The 3,805-nt window shown below is 73.9% G+C and carries 4 protein-coding genes; 2 read left to right on the forward strand and 2 right to left on the reverse strand.

From position 1 onward, the window contains the following. Window positions 1-140: 140 nt before the first annotated feature. Window positions 141-776, reverse strand: a complete 636-nt coding sequence (locus ACFV4F_RS30370) for an FMN-dependent NADH-azoreductase (RefSeq protein ID WP_380507175.1) — start codon at window positions 774-776, stop codon at window positions 141-143. 107 nt (window positions 777-883) lie between these two features. Here ACFV4F_RS30370 and ACFV4F_RS30375 point away from each other — a divergent pair, with 107 nt between their 5' ends. Next, entirely contained in the window at window positions 884-1,285 is a 402-nt protein-coding gene (locus tag ACFV4F_RS30375; protein ID WP_380441688.1) for a winged helix-turn-helix transcriptional regulator, read from the forward strand. 94 nt (window positions 1,286-1,379) lie between these two features. Here the strand turns inward: ACFV4F_RS30375 and ACFV4F_RS30380 are convergent, their stop codons facing one another. Continuing rightward, window positions 1,380-2,144 carry a polyprenol monophosphomannose synthase gene (locus ACFV4F_RS30380; protein WP_380441690.1) on the reverse strand — a complete coding sequence of 255 codons (765 nt, stop codon included), beginning with the start codon at window positions 2,142-2,144 and terminating at the stop codon, window positions 1,380-1,382. Between the two features lie 349 nt (window positions 2,145-2,493). On the opposite strand from ACFV4F_RS30380, the gene manA reads away from it, so the two are divergent. Then, window positions 2,494-3,693 carry a mannose-6-phosphate isomerase, class I gene (gene manA, locus ACFV4F_RS30385; RefSeq protein WP_380507178.1) on the forward strand — a complete coding sequence of 400 codons (1,200 nt, stop codon included), beginning with the start codon at window positions 2,494-2,496 and terminating at the stop codon, window positions 3,691-3,693. The last annotated feature ends 112 nt before the right edge of the window (window positions 3,694-3,805 follow it).

The raw sequence follows: 3,805 nt of genomic DNA on the forward strand, positions 1-3,805 counted from the left end.
GTGTGGCGGGCGGGGCGCTCTCACCCCCCCCCCCGCCCAGACCACTACATGCGTGCGCGGCCGCCCCGCCCCCCCGCCGCCCGCCGGGGGGGCGCCCCCCCCCCCCCCGGCGAGGGTCACGTCGGCGGGCGGGCCGGGCCTCAGGCGGCGAGCTCCTTGGCCCTGCGGGCGGCGTCCTCCAGCGCGCGGGCCTTGGAGTCGGCGGCGTTCCGGACGAAGTCGGCCATCGCCGGCACCTTCGGCGCCAGGGTGAACTCGGGGACGATGAAGTCGACCTCCAGCCCGAGCATCCCGGTCAGCACCTTCTCCAGGTAGGTGGTGACGAACTCGTACGGCTCGCGCGGCGCGCCGGGCGCGTAGGAGCCGCCGCGGGCGGCGACCACGGTGACCGGGGTGCCCTTGGCGGAGGGCGTCTCGCCGGCGGTGCGGCCCATGAGGATGACCTGGTCGAGCCAGGCCTTGAGGGTGGACGGGATCGTGAAGTTGTACATCGGGCTGCCGATGACGATCGCGTCGGCCTGCTCCAGCTCGGTCATCAGCTCCTCGCGCAGGGCGAGCGCGGCGTCCTGCTCGGCGGTGCGGCCCCCGGCGGGGACGAAGGTCGCCGAGATCCCGTGCACGTCGAGGTGTGGGACCGGATCGGCGGCGAGGTCGCGGTAGACCACCGTGCCCTCGGGGTGCTGGGCCTGCCAGGCGGCCCGGAACGCCGCCGAGACCTCGCGGGAGACGGAGCCGTCGGCGACGGCGGACGAGTCGATGTGGAGCAGGGTGGGCATGACGGTACCTCCATCGGATAAGTAGCTGCCGTTTCCCACGCAGCTGCAACTACCGTAGCAGCTTACTTTTCTGCAGTCACTAGGGATCGGTCAGGTACGCTGGAGCCATGTCCGAGCACGAGGTAGTGACCGACCGCCAACCGGCCGCCTCCGACGCGTGCGCCGAACAGCGCACCTGCTTCAACGTCGAGCTGGCCCTCACCCGGGTGTTCACGCTGCTCGGCAAGCGCTGGACGGGCCTGCTCGTGGGCGTGCTCAACCACGGCGGCCCCGCCTACTTCTCCGAGCTGCGCCGCGCCGTCCCCGGCATCAGCGAGCGCATGCTCTCCGACCGCCTCACCGAGCTGACCGAGGCCGGTCTGGTCCTGCGCGAGGTCGACGCGGGCCCGCCGCTGCGCGTGAGCTACCGCCTCACCGACGCGGGCACGGCCCTGCGCCCCGCGCTCGACGAGCTGGCCGTCTGGGCCGACCAGTACCTCCCGGAGAGCGCCCTCAAGGGCGGCTGCTGAGAGTCGGCCCGACCCGCGCACGACCGCGGACACGACGAAGGGCCCGCCCGCTGTTCACACAGCCGGCGGGCCCTTCGCCCGGAACGTCAGGGGTTCAGCGCCGCTTCGCGCCCCGCAGCCGGGCCACCCGGTCCGCGATGCCCCACGAGGTCACCCGCCAGAGCGCCTCGATCACGATGCTGCGGCTCATCTTGGACGCGCCCAGCTCGCGCTCGACGAAGGTGATCGGCACCTCGGCGACCTTGAAGCCGGCCTTCACCGTGCGCCAGGCCAGGTCGACCTGGAAGCAGTAGCCGGCCGAGGCCACCTCGTCCATGCCCAGACCGAGCAGCGTCTCCTTGCGGAAGGCGCGGTAGCCGCCGGTGACGTCGCGGATCGGCACGCCCAGCATCAGGCGCGAGTAGGTGGAGCCGCCGCGGGAGAGCAGCAGGCGCGACTTCGGCCAGTTCACCACCCGGCCGCCGGGCACCCAGCGGGAGCCGAGCACCAGGTCGGCGCCGCGCAGCGCGGCGAGCAGCCGGTCGAGCTCCTCGGGCTGGTGCGAGCCGTCCGCGTCCATCTCGACCAGGACGTCGTAGCCGTTGTCGATGCCCCAGCGGAAGCCCGCGAGGTAGGCGGCGCCCAGGCCCTCCTTGCCCTTGCGGTGCAGGACGTGCACGTGCTGGTCCTCGGCGGCCAGCTTGTCGGCGAGCTCACCGGTGCCGTCGGGGCTGTTGTCGTCGGCCACCAGGACGTGCGCCTCGGGCACCGAGGTGCGGACCCGTCCGACGATCCGCTCGACGTTCTCCGCCTCGTTGAACGTCGGAATGATCACCAGCACCTTGCCGAGATCAGCAAAACGCGGCTGGTTCACGGTCACGTACAAACCTCTCGGCCAATGGCGGGAGTGCCGGTCACCGTCGCGCCCGCACTCCGGAACGCCGCTCCCGTCGGCGGCCCGCCGAGGGGTTCCGCGGCGGAAACTGCTGCGCACGGTGGAAACAACTGGGTCCTGGCATCCTACTACCGCACCTGCCGGACCCCGGCCCGATCGCCGCCGCGACCACGGCACTCGCACCGGACGCCCGCCGTTTCCCCTCACGTGACGCGCGTCGGCTAGGGTCGATGCCTCGCCCCGGCCCGGACCGCCCGCCCGGCCCGCCGAGGACGATCCGCTGGCCGACGATCCGGCACACCCGCCACCGCAGCGAAGGAGTAGGACCGCGCGCATGGACAGGCTCGTCAACACCATCCGCCCGTACGCCTGGGGATCGGCCACCGCCCTCCCCGAACTCCTCGGGCAGGACCCCACCGGCGAGCCGCAGGCCGAACTGTGGATGGGCGCCCACCCCGGCGACCCCTCCCGCACGGACCGGGGCGCGGGGCCACGCCCGCTGGACGAGCTGATCGCCGCGGACCCCGAGGGCGAGCTCGGCACCGCGACCGTCGCCCGCTTCGGCCCCACCCTGCCGTTCCTGCTCAAGATCCTCGCGGCCGGCATCCCGATCTCCATCCAGGCCCACCCCACGCTCGACCAGGCCCGGGCCGGCTTCGCCGCCGAGAACGCCCTCGGCATCCCGCTGGACGCCCCCCGGCGGAACTACCGCGACGCCAACCACAAGCCCGAACTCATCTGCGCGCTCGATGAGTTCGAGGGCCTGTGCGGCTTCCGCCCGGCCGCCGAGGCGGCCGCGCTGCTGGCCGGCCTGGCGGTGCCCGCGCTCGCCCCGGTCATCGAGCTGCTGAGCGCCGGGGACGAGCCCGAGGCGCTGCGCCGCGCGCTGGCCGCGATCCTCACCATGGACGACGCAACTGCGGCCGACGCCGTCCGGCAGGCCGCCGCGCAGGTGGACCTCGCCGCCAAGGAGGACCCGCAGGGCCCCTACGCGGCGTACGCCCGGATCACCCGCGACTTCCCCGGCGACCGCGGCCTGATCGCCGGCCTGCTGCTCAACCACTTCCGGCTGCACCCGGGCGAGGCCCTCTACCTGGGCGCCGGCGTGCCGCACGCCTACCTGCACGGCGTCTGCGTCGAGCTCCAGGCCAACTCCGACAACGTGCTGCGCGCGGGCCTCACGCCCAAGCACATCGACGTGCCCGAGCTCATGAAGGTGGTCGTCTTCGAGGCCGGCGCCCCCGACGTCCTCCACCCCACCCCGGTGGACGGCACCCCGGGCGAGGAGCTCTACCCCGTCCCGATCGACGAGTTCCGCCTCTCCCGCTTCCGGCTGGACGGCACCGACCGCGAGATCGACGGCCGCACCCCGCAGATCCTGCTCTGCACCGCCGGCACGGCCCGCCTCACCGGCCCCGACGGCACCGTCCTCGACCTCTCCCGCGGCGAGTCCGCCTTCCTCCCCGCCACCGGCACCCCCACCCGCCTCGCCGGCACGGCCACCACCCTCTTCCGGGCCACCGTGACGATCTGAGGACGGCGACCGCCGAACGCGAAGGGCCCGGGGGGGGGGGCGGCGCGGGGCACGGGCAGCACGGCCACCCCCCCCCCCCCAACCACGCAAACGCACCGGACAGGCTCCCCCC

Source organism: Kitasatospora sp. NPDC059722 (assembly GCF_042733235.1).
GTDB lineage: Bacteria > Actinomycetota > Actinomycetes > Streptomycetales > Streptomycetaceae > Kitasatospora.

Excerpts from the sequence above, each read along its gene's own strand:
- manA (WP_380507178.1), top strand. The coding sequence starts at position 2,494 with ATGGACAGGCTCGTCAACACCATCCGCCCGTACGCCTGGGGATCGGCC.
- ACFV4F_RS30375 (WP_380441688.1), top strand. The coding sequence starts at position 884 with ATGTCCGAGCACGAGGTAGTGACCGACCGCCAACCGGCCGCCTCCGAC.
- ACFV4F_RS30370 (WP_380507175.1), bottom strand. The coding sequence starts at position 776 with ATGCCCACCCTGCTCCACATCGACTCGTCCGCCGTCGCCGACGGCTCC.